We start from the raw sequence: 15,110 nt of genomic DNA, 5'->3' as shown, positions 1-15,110 counted from the left end.
GCTACTTTTGGGGAGAAATCACGCGGAGTTCATACGTCGCGCGGATGCGAATGGGGGACGCCCGTGTCCGAAGAACCGGGCCATGAACGTGTGATCGCGGGTCGCTACCGTCTGCTGTCCCCTCTCGGCCAGGGCGGCATGGGGACGGTGTGGCGGGCCCGTGACGAGGTCCTGCACCGTGAGGTGGCCGTCAAGGAGGTGCGCGCTCCGGCGGGACTGCCCTCGGCCGAGGTGGAGCGGATGTACGCCCGGCTGGAGCGCGAAGCCTGGGCCGCGGCCCGGGTGGCGAACCGCAACGTGGTGACGGTCTACGACGTCGCACACGAGGACGGGCGGCCCTGGATCGTCATGGAGCTGGTCCGCGGCATCGCCCTGTCGGACCTGCTGGACGCGGAGGGACCGATTCCCCCGCAGCGGGCCGCGCACATCGGCGCAGAGGTGCTGGCCGCCCTGCGCGCCGCGCACGCCGCCGGGGTGCTGCACCGCGACGTCAAACCGGGCAACGTCCTGCTGGCGAACGACGGCCGGGTGGTCCTCACGGACTTCGGCATCGCCATGGTCGAGGGCAGTTCCGCGCTGACCATGACCGGCGAGGTCATCGGCTCGCCGGAGTTCCTCGCCCCCGAGCGGGCACTCGGACGCACGCCGGGCCCCGAGTCGGACCTGTGGTCGCTCGGTGTGCTGCTGTATGCGGCGGTCGAGGGGAACTCACCGTTCCGGCAGAACACACCGCTGAGCACGCTACGGGCGGTCGTCGACGAGGAGTTGCCGCCACCGCGCCGGGCCGGTCCGCTGACTCCGGTGATCGAGGGGCTGTTGCGCAAGGACCCGGCGGAGCGCATCTCCGCCGAACGGGCCGAGCAGGACCTGCGGGTCATCGGAGCGGGCGGTACCCCTCGCACCGGCGCACCCGTGTACACGCCGACGGTCGCCGCGTATCCGAGCGGGCCGCCGACTCCCCCGCTGCCTGCATCCGCCTCCACGCCCGCCCCCACCACCGCAGCCACACGGCCCGCTCACACGGCTCCCGTCGATCCTCCGCGGCGCAACCGCCGTGCCGCCGTCGTGCTGGTCGCGGGCCTGGCCGCGCTCGCCCTGGCCCTGGCGGGAGTGACGTACGCGCTGATGAACCACGACAACGGCGGCGGTACGAGCAGTTCGAGCGGCGGCTCCACCCGCGCGGGCGGCGCCGAGGGCGGAGGCTCGGGCCGTTCGGGCAGCCCCGAGAGGAGCACCGGCGCGGGCACCGCCCCCTCCGGCGGATCGACGTCGGGCAGTGGCAGCGGCGGCAGTCGCACCGCGAGCCCGACCGCCCAGACCGTCCAGGTGACCGTCTCGGGCAGCCACACCGACTACACCGGCGCCTGTCCGCCGCCGGACGCGCAGGCACCCACCTTCACGGCGACGTTCACGGTGGGCAGTGTCCCGGTCCATGTGTCCTACCGCTGGGTGACCAAGACCGGGCAGGTGTCGGACCCGGGCTGGAAGACCCTGTCGTTCTCGGCGGGCAGCGACCGGACCAAGCAGCGGCAGGTCGTCGTCACCACGTACGACGCGGGCGGCTCGGTGCAGAACGAGATCGGCGTGGAGGTACGCGCTCCGGTGCGGGTCACGTCCAACTCCGTGCCGTTCTCGGTGACGTGTGAGAAGGAGACCCCGTCGGGCGGGGCCTCCCCCTCCAGTTCATGACGGTCAGGCCGCGCTGGTCAGCACCGGCAGATAGCCGCCGGACTGGCCGGCCGCGGTCGGGTGGTAGGACTCGCTGATGTTCAGCCAGTTGACGCTGTGAAGCCAGGGGTCGCCGGAGCAGATCTCGTGGCCGCTGAACGTGGCGCGCACGTCACCGAAGGTGAAGCCGTGGTCGGCGGCGCGCTTGGCGATGGCGGCGTCCAGGTAGTCGGCGGCGCCGTTGATCGCGGACCGCTTGGTCTCGGAGAGACCGAGGCAGGTGGTGCCGAGCTGGTAGAAGCGGGGGTAGCCCAGCACGACGACGTGCGCCGAGGGGGCCTTGGCGCTGATCGCCGAGTAGACGTTGTCCAGTTGGCCGGGCAGGCTCGAGTCCACGTACGCCTTGGCCGTCGCGATCCGCGAGAGGCAGGCGCTGTCGGACTGGAGCACACAGGTCGTCATGACATCGGAGAAGCCGGCGTCGTTGCCGCCGATGGTGAGGGACACCAGGCTCGTGGCCGAACCGAGGGTGCCGAGCTGATTGTTGAGGACGTCGGTCGTCTTGGCGCCCGAGCAGGCGAGGAAGCCGAAGGACGCGGGTGCGTGGGCGGCCTGCCACAGGTACGGGTAGGCCTTCGTGCTGCGGCTGCAGTTGCCGCTCGAGCTGATGTAGCTGCCGGAGCCGACGCCGGAGGAGTAGGAGTCGCCGAGGGCCACATAACCCCCGGTCGCGGTGAGGGGGGACGCCTGCGCCGCGGCGGCCCCGGTGAGGGCGAGGCCGACGGCGAGGAGGAGCGACGTCACGTATGCCGCATATCGGGAACGTCTCATGGAACCTCCCTTTAGCAGGATCTCTGCCACAACCGTGGTAGCAGCTACGCGTGTTGACAGGAAGTGTCCATGCCAAGACCATTTCGGCATTCAACAGGATCAACGCCCACACGACGGTTCCCCGGAGGCCACACCGTCTTTGGGGAACGGATGTTCAAAGCCGGCCAAGAATCCGCGCGTCCCGCTTCCGCATCTTGACGTCCCTCCGCCTGCTGCGCGACATTGAAGCCCGGCATCCGGCGCTTCGGGGGGCAAAGTCGCCAATGCAGACCTTAGGCATCAAGCCACCTTCATCAGGCAACGACGGGTGGTCGGGACAGGATCCGGGGAGGGACCTGTTTCCCCTGCTCGCGGGCGCGGCGGTCGCCGTCGCGGGGATCGGCGCGATCCTCGCTTTCGTCGATGCCGACTCACCGCTGCGCGGCCCGTTCGCGCTGTTCTTCCTGCTCGCCGCGCCGGCCACGGCCGTCGGCGCCGCCTTGCGCGGGCTGGAACCTTTCGCCCGCACGGTGGTGTCCGTCGCGGGAGCGATCGCGACCGACCTGCTCGTCGCCCAGGGCATGCTGGCGGTGCACCGGTGGTCGGTCACCGGCGGGATCGTCGCCGTGACCGTGATCAGCTCCCTCGCTCTCCTGCTGGTACTGGTACGACGGCAGCGCCGCCGTACGGCGAGAAGACGGGCCTGAAGACGTGGACATCAGCGTGTACCGCCCCGGCGAGCTCGGCTCCGCCGACCGGGCGGCGTGGACGGCTTTGCAGTCGAAGGCCCATCTGAACGGCTCGCCCGAACTGGCCAACCCGTTCCTGTCCCCGGAGTTCGCGCTCGCCGTGGGCAGAGCGAGACACGGCGTACGGATCGCGGTGGTCCGCGAGGACGGCGAGCCGGCCGCGTTCTTCCCGTTCCAGAGGACCGCCGCCGGCGTCGGCCGGGCCGTGGGCCTCGGCGTCTCGGACAGCCAGGGGCTGGTGCACCGGCCTGGCTTCGCCTGGGACGCACAGGAGTTGCTGCGGGCCTGCGGGCTCGCCGTCTGGGAGTTCGACCACCTGGTGGAAGGCCAGACGCCGTTCGAGGCAGGAGCCTCGGGCACCTTCCCGTCCCCGGTCATGGACATCGACCAGGGATACGAGGCCTATCTGAGCCGACTGCGCGCCCGGTCGCCCAAGTTCACCCGTACGACGCTCGCCAAGGAGCGCAAACTCGGACGGGACGCCGGCGAGGTGCGCTACGTCCACCATGAGCACGACCCGGCCGCCCTGCGCACGCTGATGGCCTGGAAGTCCGCGCAGTACCGCAGGACCGGGCGCAGCGACCGCTTCGCGCACCCCTGGATCAACCAGCTGGTGCAGCAGCTCTTCCACACCCGCTCGGAGCCGTTCGCGGGGATCCTGTCGGTGCTCTACGTGGGCGGCAGGCCGGTCGCCGCGCACTTCGGACTGCGCACCGAACGGGTGCTGGCCTGCTGGTTCCCGGCGTACGACACGGCATTCGCGAAATACTCGCCCGGGTTGATATTGCATCTGCGGATGGCCGAGGCCGCCGCCGCGGACGGCATAGCCTATTTGGATCTCGGGCGGGGCCACAAGGAATACAAGGACTCCCTGAAGACACGGGAACTCCTCGTGTCGGAAGGGTGGGTGACGCGTCGTCACCCCGTTGCACTCGGACACCGGGCGCGCCGCGCCCCGGTCCGGGCACTGCGCAATGCGGTGCTGTCACGGCCGGAACTTTTCGAACCCGCCGACCGGATCCTCAAACGGATGGGGAAAATCCGTTCGAAGGGTTGAGTTACGACCATACCAACAAAAAGCCGGGACACGTCCCAGGTCTTGCCATAAAGTCGCAATCGTCAATACCGTCATACATCAACCCGCATCGACCCATCATCAGGCGGCTCCAGGGGAGGGCTCAGGGTCCGCGATGGTTTCGGGGCGGGGCGCGGTAGGGGGGGTGCCGTGCTCGGTGACCACAGGTGTACCGAGTCGTGCCGCGCGACCGGCTGCCGTTTTTCCGGCAGACGGCCAGCTTTGCCAGCTCACCCGGCATGCACGGAGATCCATTTCGGCATGACGTAAGTGAGAACCCCCCTTTCGAACCGGACAAAGAGCCGGACTGTCCAGGGGCGGACGGTCCACCGGACGAGAGGGACCAGACTCATGAGTTCTGTATTGCGCCCGGCAGTTTCGGGACAAGATCCGTTAACGCCGGGGAAGTACCGGCCCATCTCCTCTCACCTGGCCATTGCGCCGCCGGTGAGTGTCGTGATCCCCGCCATGAATGAGGCGGAGAATCTCCCCTACGTCTTCAAGACCCTTCCCGGCTGGATTCATGAAGTGGTCCTTGTCGACGGGAATTCCACCGACGACACCGTGCAGGTCGCACGTGAGCTGTGGCCGGAGGTGAAGGTCGTCGAACAGCGCGGCAAGGGCAAAGGGGATGCCCTGATCACCGGGTTCGAGGCCTGCACCGGCGACATCATCGTGATGGTCGACGCGGACGGCTCGGCGGACGGTCACGAGATCGTCAGCTATGTCTCCGCGCTGGTGTCCGGCGCCGACTTCGCGAAGGGCTCGCGCTTCGCGAACGGCGGCGGCACCTCCGACATGACACCGATCCGCAAGCTGGGCAACCGGGTGCTGTGCGCGATCGTCAACGCCAAGTTCGGCGCCCGCTACACCGACCTCTGCTACGGCTACAACGCGTTCTGGCGGCACTGCCTCGACCAGATCGACCTCGACTGCACCGGCTTCGAGGTCGAGACCCTGATGAACATCCGGGTGGTCAAGGCCGGCCTCAAGGTGCAGGAGATACCCAGCCACGAGTACCTCCGCATCCACGGCGCCAGCAACCTGCGCGCGGTGCGCGACGGGTTCCGGGTACTGAAGGTGATCCTCAAGGAGCGCTCCAACAGGCGCGCGCTGCGCCGCCGCCCGCACGCCGTGGCGCTCAACTCCGGTCAGGGAGAGATGTCTTGAGCTACCCCGACATCTCCGTGGTGATCTGCGTCTACACCGAGGACCGCTGGGAGGACATCCTCGCGGCGGTCGCCTCGGTGCGGGCGCAGTCCCGGCCCGCGCGCGAAACGCTGCTGGTCGTGGACCACAACGAGACCCTGCGGGAACGGTTGACCGGGGAGTACAAGGAGGTCGAGGAGGTCCGCGTGATTGCCAACGCGGGCCCCCGCGGCCTGTCCGCCGGACGCAACACGGGAATCGCCGCCTCGCACGGGGAGATCATCGCGTTCCTCGACGACGACGCCGTGGCCGAGCGGGACTGGCTGAAACACTTCGCCGAAGGGTACGAGGATCGACGTGTCATGGCCGTCGGTGGCCGTACGATGCCGGTCTGGGCGTCGGGCCGTCGCCCGGCCTGGTTCCCCGAGGAGTTCGACTGGGTGGTCGGCTGTACGTACAGGGGACTGCCGCCCGGCCGGGTCCGGGTGCGCAACGTCCTCGGCGGCAACGCCTCCTTCCGCCGTGCGGCGTTCGAGGCCGCGGGCGGCTTCGCCACGGGCATCGGGCGCGACGGCGACAAGCGCCCGCTGGGCTGCGAGGAGACGGAACTGTGCATCCGCCTCGCCCGGGCCAGGCCCGACGCGGTCCTGCTGATCGACGACCGGGCGGTGATCCACCACCGGGTGCCCGCGCCGCGCGAGCACTTCGCGTACTTCCGCACCCGTACCTATGCCGAGGGCCTGTCCAAGGCGCTCGTGGCCCGGAGCGTCGGCTCCGACAAGGGCCTGGAGTCGGAGCGCCGCTACACCACCCGGGTTCTGCCCGCCGGGGTGGCCCGCGGGCTGCGCGACGCCCTGCTGGGCCGCCCCGGCGGCGCGGGCCGGGCGGGCGCGATCGTGGCCGGGGTGCTCACCGCGGCCGGCGGATACGTCCTCGGGAGCGTCCGGGCGCGCAGGGGCGGCACCGTGTTCTCGGTGGTCCCGATCGAGCGGATCCCGGAGGGCGAGGGGGAGGCAGCATGAGCGACCTGGCCGTGCCCATTCTGATGTACCACTCGGTCGCCACGGCACCGAACGAGGCGACGCGCGCCCTGTCGGTGGCGCCCGAGGCCTTCACGGAGCAGATGGCCCTGCTGGGCGACCTGGGTTTCACACCCGTCACCACCGCCGATCTGGCGAGGAGCTGGCGGGAGGACGGTCCGCTGCCCGAGCGCCCCGTCCTCATCACCTTCGACGACGGCTACGAGGGCGTGCACCGGCACGCCCTGCCCGTGCTCGCCAAGCACGGCTTCGCGTCCACGCTGTTCGTCTCGACCGGCTGGATCCGCGGTGCCCACGACACCGGCGGCGGCCTGGACACCATGCTCCACTGGGACCAGGTCCGCGATCTCGCGGGCGCCGGGGCCGAGATCGGCGGACACAGCCACACCCATCCGCAGCTCGACCAGCTGGACGACGACGCCCTCCGGTTCGAGCTGCGGCGCTGCACGGAGATCGTCGCCGACGAACTGGGCACCCGCCCGGTCTCGTTCGCCTACCCGTACGGCTACTCCAGCCGCCGGGTGCGCCGCACGGTGCGCGAGGCGGGATACCGCCAGTCGCTCGCCGTCGGCAACGCTCTCGCGCGCCGCCGCCAGGGCCCGTACGCGCTGCAACGGGTCACCGTGCGCCGCAGTACCGGTGTCGAGGAGTTCGAGCGGCTCGTCCAGGGCCGCGCGATCGCCCGCAACTTCGCCAGGGACCGCGTCCTCACCCAGGGGTACGCCGTGGTCCGAAGAGCACGACAGGTCCGCCGGAAGGCCATGCGTTCCCGTGTCTGACACGACGACCACCACCACCCAGGCCGCACAGGCCACGACCACGGCGACCGAACAGTCCGGGCGCCGCCTCCGCCTGCCGGGACGCGGCGGGGGCGGCGGCAACCAGCTGTTCCGCAACGCCTATGCGCTGATGCTCAACACCGGTATCTCCGCGGTGCTCGGCCTCGGCTACTGGCTGGTCGCGGCCCGCTACTACTCCGATTCCGCGGTCGGCCAGGGCTCGGCCGCGATCGCCGCGATGAAGCTCCTCGCCGGGCTCACCGCGGTGACGCTGACGGGTGCCCTCGCCCGTTTCATACCGGTCTCGGGCCGGACCACCGGACGTCTCATCTTCCGTACGTACGCCGGGAGTTCGGTCGTCGTGGCACTCGCGTCGGGGGTCTTCCTGCTGACGCTGGACGTGTGGGGGCCCTCGTACCGCTTTCTGCACGGACCGGGTACGGCGCTCGTCTTCGTGGTGGCCGTCGTCTCGTGGAACCTGCTGACCCTCCAGGACGGTGTGCTGACCGGGCTGCGCAGTGCGCTGTGGGTTCCGGTGGGCAACACCGTGTTCTCCGCGGTGAAGCTGGTGCTGCTGGTCGGGCTCGCGGCCGCGATCCCCATGATGGGTGTCTTCGTCTCCTGGGTGGCGGCCATCGCCACGTCCGTGCTGCCGCTGGGCTGGCTGGTGTTCCGGCGCCTGGTGCCCCGGCACATCGAGGCGACCGAGGAGCACGCCAGGCCGCCGTCCCTCAAGGAGGTCGGGCGGTTCCTGGCCGGCGACTACACCGGCTCGCTGTTCTCGCTCGCCGTGGTCTACCTCGTCCCGGTGATCGTGGCCTCGCAGGTCAGCTCCGCGGACAACGCGTACTTCTACATCACCACCACCATCGGCGGCACGGTCAACCTGCTCGCCATCAACATGGGCGCGTCGCTGACCGTCGAGGGCTCGCACGAGCCGGCCCGGCTCGCCGCCAACACCCGGGCCGCGCTCAAACGCATGGCCCGCATCATGCTGCCGGTGTGCGGCCTGCTGTTCCTCGGAGCGCCGCTCATCCTGCACGTCTTCGGCGAGGGCTATGCCCACTCGGCGACCCCGCTGCTGCGCTGGTTCGCGGTCGGCGCGCTGCTGCGGGTGGTCATGGAGACGTACTTCGCCGTGCTGCGCGCCCAGAGCCGCACCTTGGGACTCGCCTGCCTCCAGGGCCTGCTGTGCGTCCTGGTGCTGGGGCTGACCCTGCTGCTGCTTCCCCGCATGGGGCTGACCGGCGCGGGCGTCGCGGAGATCTCCAGCCTCGCGGTGATCGTGTCGATCGCCGCACCGAAGCTGTTCAGGATCGTGCGCGCCGCGCCCGCGGACGCCCTGCCCGAGGACGCGGCGCCGGACGGGGACCTCGCCGACCTGGGGGCGCGCGAGGTCCCCGCACCGAGGAGCGGGCCGTCCTGGGCGAAGAAGCTCGACGCCGACACGCTCGCGCTCGGCATCCACGTCGACTTCGACCATGTGGAACGCCGGCCGGACGTACGCCCCGGCCCGGGCACACCGCCCACCGGGACACCCGCGGTGCGCGAGGAGCGCGAGGAGCGCGACCGGACCTGGGAGTTGCGGCTGAAGCTCCCGGAGGGTGCGGTGGGGCTGCCGGTGGAGGAGGGGGAGAGCCGCGCCTCCGAGGCCGCGCGGGGAACTGCGCGACAAGCCACGGACGACCCGCAGCTCACGGGCGACCCGCACGCTTCCGGCGCTCCGAACGGAGTGCTCCTGCTCGGTTGTCTGCTCTTCTCCGCGCTGGTGCTGTACTGGGTGCCCGCGCTGGCGCTCGGTGACGTCTCCCTGGACCGGATGGGCGGCCTGGGACTGATCTCGGTCCTGCCGCTGCCGACGCTGGCCGGGGCCGCGCTGCTGGTCGTGGTCTTCGCCGCGCTGCTGTGGCGCGGCCGCGAGCACAGGGGGCTGCTGCTGGCCACCTTGCTCGCCACGGTGGTGTCGCTGCACGCGCTGCCCGCGGTGATCGAGGCCGAGCCACGGTTCGCGACGGCGTGGCAGCACCTGGGGTTCATCGACTACATCGACCGGACCGGCTCGGCCGTACCGGACCTGGACGCGCGCTGGAGCTGGCCGGGCTTCTTCGCGGGGGCCGCGTTCGTCGCGAAGGCCTGCGGGGTCACCGACCTCACCGAGGTCATCCGCTGGTGGCCGCTGACCATGCAACTCCTCTATCTGGCACCCATGTTCCTGCTGGTGCGCGCCCTGCGGGCGAGCTGGCGCGCCAAGTGGACCGGCATCTGGATCTTCGTACTCAGCGGCTGGGTGGGCCAGGACTACTTCTCCCCGCAGGGCTTCACCTATCTGCTCTACCTGGTCTTCGCGGCGATCCTGCTGGTGTGGTTCCGCGCGCCGCGCGTGATCTGGACGAAGGCGCGGCCCGGCGAGGCGGAGGTCGAGCCGACCGACCGCCGTCAGCGGGCCGTGCTGCTCATGGTGCTGACCGGCCTGTACGCGGCGAGCGTCCCGGCCCATCAGCTCACCCCGTTCGTGATGCTGGGCGTGCTCGCGGCCCTCGTCGTGGCCGGCCGCTGCGAACTGCGCGGCCTGCCGATCCTGTTCGCCGTGCTGGTGGCGTTCTGGGTCGGATTCATGGCCGAGCCGTACTGGTCCGGGCACTTCAACGAGCTCTTCGGTGGGGTCGGCGGCGTCGGCAGCAATGTGTCGACGTCCGTCTCCGGGCGCATCCAGGGTGGCGACTCGACGCACAAGCTCGTGCTCTACACACGGGTGCTGCTGGCCGGCGGTGTGATGGCTTTCGCGTGCTGGGGCTGGTGGCGGCGTCGCCGCCACCGGTACCGCGAGCGGTCGCTGCTCGTGCTCACCTTGGTGCCGTTCCTGGGCTTCGGCATGCAGTCGTACGGCGGTGAAATGGCGCTGCGCGTCTTCATGTTCGCCGTGCCCGGGGCGGCGTTGCTCGGCGGGCTCGCCCTCTTCCCGCGTGCCGGCGCGACGGCCGAGGAGCGGGAGAAGGACCGGGTGAGCCTCGCCCCGCTCGCGGCGCTCATGGCGGGCCTGCTGCTGATGGGCGGCTTCCTGGTGGCCCGCTGGGGCAACGAGACGTTCGAGCGGATCCGCCCGGGCGAGGTCGCGGCCATGGACTACGTGTATGCGCACGACAACCCGACCGTACGGCTGCTGTGGATGAGCAACGACACGGTCAACAATGTGACACCCGCGATGCCGTGGGGCGCGAAGGACATGGAGAAGGTGCAGTACGTGCCGACGCTGGCACCCGGCGATCCGGTCCTGGTGTCGGGCCTGGTCAAGTCGCTGAAGGACGCGGGCCCGAACTCGTACCTCATGATCAACCGCAGTCAGGTGACCTACCTGCGGATGGACGTGGGCTACCCGGCGACCTGGGAGTCCCGGCTCATCAAGAACCTGGACGACCGCCAGGAGCTGACCAAGGTCCTCGCCAACGACGACGTGACCCTGTACGCGCTGCGCAAGCAGCCCGCGGGCGAGGTCGCGAAGCCGCATCCGGGGCCGATCGGACCGCGGGTGACCTGGACGCCGTGGTCGGTCGTCGGGGGGCTCGCGACCGTCGCGCTGGTTCTGCTGCTCATCGCTCGCGAGGTGGTACGGGTCGCGGTGCAACCGGGCATACGGCAGCTGCGGTGGCTGCAGAGCAGCTTCTGGTTCTCGCTGCCGTTGCTCGCGGTGTTCCTGGCCTCACTGGTGCAGCGGTTCCTGACCATGGGGAAGGGCTGACGCACGGAACGGAACCTACGGGGTGAAACAGGAAACGGACGAGGCGAGAAGGGCTCGGCGCGGAAACCCGGGGCGGCTCAGCGCCGAAGCCACTTCACCTCGTAGGGCTTCATGTCGAACCGCTTGCCGTCGACCTGTGCGCTGATCGGACGGTCGAGGATGTTCACCACCAGGACCGCCCTGTCGCTCGCAAGGACACGGACGTTGGGGACGTCGTCCTTGGCGACCGGCACCGTGCGGTAGGCGGTACCGGGCGGGAACTCCTTGCCGAAACGGGAGACCAGGTCGTACATGGGAAGTGGCCGGCCGCCGCCCGAGGCAGCGGTCGGGGTCCACAGACAGCCGGCGCAGCCGGTGCCCTGCTGCTCCTCCGGGTTCCAGTAGAAGCCGGAGGAGGCGCCGCCCCTGACCATCGCGATCATCCCGGTGGCCTGGACGGCGACGCGATGGTCCTCGGTCCAGCCCTTGCGGTTGTCGCTGCCGTCGGCGGGCTCGACGTAGTACTCGGCCCACCACAGCGGCAGGCCGCGGGTCTGCCGCCGCACCCAGGCGCCGACGGCGGTGAGCTTGTCGGTGGCGGCGAACTCGTCGGGCAGCAGGTCGTCGTCCTTGGTGTAGCTGGAGCCGTCCACGACGACGAAGTCGGCGCCCGCCTTGTGCGCGTTCCAGTAGTCGAAGGCATCGAGGACCCGCTGGTCCATGGCGCCCCAGGTACCGCGCAGGGCTGTTGCGGCGTTGTCCTTCTGGCGCGGGTTGACGCTGTCCATGACGAGGTACGGGCCACCGACCATGATCTTGTCGTCGACCTGCTTGAGCGCCGTGTAGACCTGGTTGTAGAGCTCGGTGTAGCCCTCGTAGTCCCAGCGGGCCTTGGAGTCGTTCCAGAAGCCCTTGAACTCGTTCCAGACGATGAAGTGACGCACGTCCGGGTAGCGCCTGGCGACGGTCGCCGCGAGGGCGGCGAAGTCCTTGTAGTGGCCGGGGGTCGGGGCGGTCTCCAGCGCGGACTGGCTCCAGTTGGTGTTGTCGGCGCCCGCCCTGCCGCCCTTCATCCAGTCCGGGGCGCAGCACAGGGTGACGACCGGGGTGCCGCCCGACGCGCGGACGAAGTCGATGCGACGGTCCATCTCGGTGAAGTCGTAACGGCCCTTGACCGGTTCGGGGTTGCCCGCGCCCCAGCCCATTATGGCCTGATTCTGCGGCAGCGCCGTCCCCGACAGGAGTCCCTCGACGCGTGTGGTGGCGGCGGAGCTGCCCTCGTCGGCGCTGTACTGGGTGTGGGTGAAGCCCCAGCCGACGTCCGGTTTCGTCTCCGCGGGCGGGGTGGCGGGCGTGCCGTGCACCTTGTCGCCGTCGCGGGTGGTGCCTCTGGTGCTCGCGCCGTTGCCGGGCAGCGTGCTGATCAGGGTCACCACCAGGGCCAGAGCGGCCGCCCCCACGCCGAGCAGTGCGGTGAGGCGCCACCGCCCTGCCCCCGAAACCCACCCATGACGTCCCATCATGGGCCACAGTAACGGCGGAATTCGACCGAAGGGCGGATTCCGTCATACGACGGTCCGGCAACAGGACGGACCGGAGGGAACAGGAATACGGCGCACAGCCGACACACCCGGCGCACTGCGGAAACCGGGTGCACGGGACCGTGGTGTGACGGATCATGGCGGCATGTCTGCGAACCCACACGACGCTCTGCCGATCCGGCTCAACGTCGACGACAGCGACTCGCCGTCCGACGTCGTCGACGCGCTGTTCCTCGGCCGCTTCGCGACGGGCGAGCAGCCGTACTCGCACGCGGTGAACATCGACCGCGTCCGCTCCGGGGCGACGCTCCTGCCGCCGGGCGCCCGGGTGCTGCGGGTCGCCCGCGACGACGACCGCAGCGCGACCCTGGCGGAGGGCGAGGGCTGGACGCTGCTGGTCTCCCGCTGGAACCGCGGCGCGGACGTCACGGTGACCGCGACCACCGCCGAGCTGGCGGAGCGGGTGCTGCACCAGGCCACGGACGGCGCGGCGGACGAGCCGGAACCCCAGCCGGAGAACGTGACGATGGGCTTCTGGTACGTCTCTCCGAGGCGGGGCCCGCACCGCACCACCCGCCAGATCTCGGCGGGTACGTGGGAGGAGGTCCGCCCGAATTACACGGCACCGGTCGCGGACGCCATGGACCGGCTGATGAAGACGACACCGGAGGACATCGCGGGCCGCCTGCTGCTACTCCACGGACCGCCGGGCACGGGCAAGACGTCGGCGCTGCGCACGCTGGCCCGCTCGTGGCGGGACTGGTGCCAGGTGGACTGCGTCCTGGACCCGGAGAGGCTCTTCAGCGACGTCGGCTATCTGATGGACATCGCGATCGGCGAGGAGGACGGCGCGGGCAAGGGCCGCTGGCGGCTGCTACTGCTGGAGGACTGCGACGAGCTGATCCGCGGCGAGGCCAAGCACACGGCGGGCCAAGCCCTGTCCCGGCTGCTGAACCTGACGGACGGGCTGCTGGGCCAGGGCAGGAACGTCCTGGTGGGCGTCACGACCAACGAGGACCTGGAGCGCCTGCATCCGGCCGTCGTCCGTCCCGGACGCTGTCTGGCCCGCATCGAGGTCGGCCCGCTGACCCGGCCCGAGGCGGTGAACTGGCTGGGCCGTGAGGAGGGCGTGAACCGTGAGGGGGCGACCCTGGCGGAGCTGTACGCGCTGCGGCGGGGGACGTCGCCGACATCGGTGCCGGACCCACGGGCGGGGGCCGACTCGGGGCTGTACCTGTAGGGCGCCTGCGGCACCCTGTGAAAGGCCGCGGCCGATGCTTTGATGGATGTATGACCCTGTTCGTCGGCACGTCGGGGTGGCAGTACAAGGACTGGCGCGACGTCCTGTACCCGGCCGACGTGCCCATGCGGCTGTGGCTGGAGGAGTACGCGAGGCGGTTCGCGACGGTCGAGATCAACAACGCCTTCTACCGGCTGCCGTCCCGGGAGACCTTCGAGAGCTGGCGGGAGCGGGTGCCGCAGGACTTCGTGGTCGCGGTGAAGGCGAGCCGCTATCTGACGCACATCAAACGCCTGCGCGACCCCGAGGAGCCGGTGCACCGCCTGATGGACCATGCGGCGGGCCTCGGCGGGCGCCTCGGCCCGGTGCTGCTCCAGCTCCCGCCGACACTGCGCGCGGATGCCGCCCTGCTCGACGACTGCCTGGCCTGCTTCCCGTCCGGCACCCGGGTCGCGGTCGAACCACGCCACGACTCCTGGTGGACATCGGAGGTGCGCGGGGTGCTCGAGGCCCGGGGCGCCGCGCTGTGCTGGGCCGACGTACTGTCCCGCCCGGTCACCCCGCTGTGGCGGACCGCCGACTGGGGCTACGTCCGCTTCCACGCGGGGCGCGCCCAGCCGTGGCCGCGCTACGGCCGCAGGTCCCTGACGTCATGGGTCCAGCGCATCGCGGAGGCCTGGCCCGACGACCGGGACGTCCATGCCTACTTCAACAACGACCCGCACGCGGCGGCGGTGGAGGACGCGAGGGTGTTCGCCCGCGTGGCTGGGGCGGCGGGCCTGGCGGTCACCCGTACACCCCAACAGCTGGGTGCGGCACCCGCGTCCGCCGCGCAGTCCCAGGAGATGTCCGGCCGTTCTCCCTGCGGTGCCGAACCGGCCCGGCCTAACCGGGCAGCCGGCCGACCGGCCTCTCAGCTCCCGTAAGCCGCCCGCAGGGCGTCCCGCGCGGCGGCCAGCGCCGCGTCCTCGGCCAGCCCGAGCCGCCGGACCCGCTCGGCATACGCCTGCGCGGCCGACGCTGCCTCACGTTCCGCGGCCGAGCCGGCGGCGGCCACGAACGTTCCGTTGCGGCCCCGGGTCTCGATGACTCCGTCCGCCTCCAGCGCCCGGTACGCCTTGGCGACCGTGTTCGCCGCGAGGCCGAGGGACTCGGCCAGTCCGCGCACGGTCGGCAGCCGGTATCCCACCGGCAGCTCCCTCGCCCTTGCCTGCTCGGAGATCTGCGCCCGTACCTGCTCGTACGGCGGCGCGCTCCCGTCGATGTGGATCTTCAAGGTCACGAGGAGATTGTCCCGCATCCGCCGGAAAATGAGAGGCACCCCCACGCTTCGGCCGCGTACCG

The 15,110-nt window shown here is 70.6% G+C and carries 12 protein-coding genes; 9 read left to right on the top strand and 3 right to left on the bottom strand.

Annotated features, from left to right (window positions below; all coding sequences use genetic code 11):
- Positions 1-63: 63 nt before the first annotated feature.
- Positions 64-1,689 (top strand): serine/threonine-protein kinase, encoded by a 1,626-nt coding sequence (locus tag AAW14_RS13900; protein WP_265563691.1) that lies wholly within the window; start codon positions 64-66, stop codon positions 1,687-1,689.
- A 3-nt stretch (positions 1,690-1,692) separates the two neighbouring features.
- Here AAW14_RS13900 and AAW14_RS13895 read toward each other — a convergent pair whose 3' ends face one another.
- Positions 1,693-2,499 (bottom strand): SGNH/GDSL hydrolase family protein, encoded by an 807-nt coding sequence (locus AAW14_RS13895; RefSeq protein WP_265563689.1) that lies wholly within the window; start codon positions 2,497-2,499, stop codon positions 1,693-1,695.
- A gap of 263 nt (positions 2,500-2,762) precedes the next feature.
- On the opposite strand from AAW14_RS13895, the gene AAW14_RS13890 reads away from it, so the two are divergent.
- The 6 genes from AAW14_RS13890 (at position 2,763) to AAW14_RS13865 (ending at position 11,006) form a co-directional block, all read left to right on the top strand.
- Positions 2,763-3,185, top strand: a complete 423-nt coding sequence (locus AAW14_RS13890) for a hypothetical protein (protein WP_265563687.1) — start codon at positions 2,763-2,765, stop codon at positions 3,183-3,185.
- Between the two features lie 4 nt (positions 3,186-3,189).
- Complete coding sequence (locus AAW14_RS13885; protein ID WP_265563686.1) at positions 3,190-4,284, top strand: GNAT family N-acetyltransferase; 1,095 nt, start codon at positions 3,190-3,192, stop codon at positions 4,282-4,284.
- 369 nt (positions 4,285-4,653) lie between these two features.
- Positions 4,654-5,472: a glycosyltransferase family 2 protein gene (locus AAW14_RS13880; RefSeq protein WP_265563684.1), complete on the top strand. Its 819-nt coding sequence runs from the start codon at positions 4,654-4,656 to the stop codon at positions 5,470-5,472.
- Positions 5,469-6,473 (top strand): glycosyltransferase family 2 protein, encoded by a 1,005-nt coding sequence (locus AAW14_RS13875; protein ID WP_265563682.1) that lies wholly within the window; start codon positions 5,469-5,471, stop codon positions 6,471-6,473. The genes AAW14_RS13880 and AAW14_RS13875 overlap by 4 nt, the downstream gene beginning before the upstream one ends.
- Positions 6,470-7,270, top strand: a complete 801-nt coding sequence (locus tag AAW14_RS13870) for a polysaccharide deacetylase family protein (RefSeq protein WP_265563681.1) — start codon at positions 6,470-6,472, stop codon at positions 7,268-7,270. Before AAW14_RS13875 ends, AAW14_RS13870 begins: the two co-directional genes overlap by 4 nt.
- Positions 7,263-11,006: a lipopolysaccharide biosynthesis protein gene (locus tag AAW14_RS13865; protein WP_265563678.1), complete on the top strand. Its 3,744-nt coding sequence runs from the start codon at positions 7,263-7,265 to the stop codon at positions 11,004-11,006. The genes AAW14_RS13870 and AAW14_RS13865 overlap by 8 nt, the downstream gene beginning before the upstream one ends.
- A gap of 77 nt (positions 11,007-11,083) precedes the next feature.
- Here the strand turns inward: AAW14_RS13865 and AAW14_RS13860 are convergent, their stop codons facing one another.
- Positions 11,084-12,505: a GH39 family glycosyl hydrolase gene (locus AAW14_RS13860; protein ID WP_265563677.1), complete on the bottom strand. Its 1,422-nt coding sequence runs from the start codon at positions 12,503-12,505 to the stop codon at positions 11,084-11,086.
- A 166-nt stretch (positions 12,506-12,671) separates the two neighbouring features.
- Here AAW14_RS13860 and AAW14_RS13855 point away from each other — a divergent pair, with 166 nt between their 5' ends.
- Entirely contained in the window at positions 12,672-13,766 is a 1,095-nt protein-coding gene (locus AAW14_RS13855; RefSeq protein WP_265563674.1) for a DUF5925 domain-containing protein, read from the top strand.
- Between the two features lie 50 nt (positions 13,767-13,816).
- Positions 13,817-14,692, top strand: coding sequence for a DUF72 domain-containing protein (locus tag AAW14_RS13850; protein ID WP_265563672.1), 876 nt, complete (start codon positions 13,817-13,819; stop codon positions 14,690-14,692).
- On the opposite strand, the gene AAW14_RS13845 is transcribed toward AAW14_RS13850, so the two are convergent.
- Positions 14,680-15,048, bottom strand: a complete 369-nt coding sequence (locus AAW14_RS13845) for a GntR family transcriptional regulator (RefSeq protein ID WP_265563670.1) — start codon at positions 15,046-15,048, stop codon at positions 14,680-14,682. The genes AAW14_RS13850 and AAW14_RS13845 overlap by 13 nt on opposite strands.
- Positions 15,049-15,110: the final 62 nt, after the last annotated feature.

This window comes from Streptomyces hygroscopicus (assembly GCF_026168105.1).
GTDB lineage: Bacteria > Actinomycetota > Actinomycetes > Streptomycetales > Streptomycetaceae > Streptomyces > Streptomyces hygroscopicus_D.
Note: the sequence above shows the minus strand (reverse complement) of the source record. Positions and strands in the feature narration are given on the sequence as shown.

Bases quoted from the DNA above. Each gene is read 5' to 3' on its own strand.
- AAW14_RS13895 (WP_265563689.1), bottom strand. From the start codon at position 2,499: ATGAGACGTTCCCGATATGCGGCATACGTGACGTCGCTCCTCCTCGCC.
- AAW14_RS13850 (WP_265563672.1), top strand. From the start codon at position 13,817: ATGACCCTGTTCGTCGGCACGTCGGGGTGGCAGTACAAGGACTGGCGC.
- AAW14_RS13890 (WP_265563687.1), top strand. From the start codon at position 2,763: ATGCAGACCTTAGGCATCAAGCCACCTTCATCAGGCAACGACGGGTGG.
- AAW14_RS13855 (WP_265563674.1), top strand. From the start codon at position 12,672: ATGTCTGCGAACCCACACGACGCTCTGCCGATCCGGCTCAACGTCGAC.
- AAW14_RS13860 (WP_265563677.1), bottom strand. From the start codon at position 12,505: ATGGGACGTCATGGGTGGGTTTCGGGGGCAGGGCGGTGGCGCCTCACC.
- AAW14_RS13880 (WP_265563684.1), top strand. From the start codon at position 4,654: ATGAGTTCTGTATTGCGCCCGGCAGTTTCGGGACAAGATCCGTTAACG.
- AAW14_RS13870 (WP_265563681.1), top strand. From the start codon at position 6,470: ATGAGCGACCTGGCCGTGCCCATTCTGATGTACCACTCGGTCGCCACG.